General features: G+C 70.7%; 1 pseudogene. It reads left to right on the top strand.

Annotated elements, in window-relative coordinates:
• Nucleotides 1-225, top strand: a pseudogene (locus IEY93_RS37890) (TIM barrel protein); the annotation flags it as partial.

Here is a 225-nt window from a genome sequence, read left to right as displayed (position 1 = left end):
GACCCCTCGCACATGGTGTGGCAGCAGATCGACCCGGTGAACTTCATCCTGGACTTCGCCGACCGGATCTACCACGTGGACTGCAAGGACGCCAAGGTCCGCATCGGCGACGGCCGCCGCGGCCGGCTGTCCTCGCACCTGCCCTGGGCCGATCTGCGCCGCGGCTGGGACTTCGTGTCCACCGGCCGCGGGGACGTGCCGTGGGAGGACTGCTTCCGCGCGCTC

The sequence above is a fragment of the Sphaerisporangium melleum genome (assembly GCF_014646695.1).
Taxonomy (GTDB): domain Bacteria; phylum Actinomycetota; class Actinomycetes; order Streptosporangiales; family Streptosporangiaceae; genus Sphaerisporangium; species Sphaerisporangium melleum.
The sequence above is the reverse complement of the archived record's forward strand: the minus strand, read 5'-3'. Positions and strand labels throughout refer to the sequence as shown.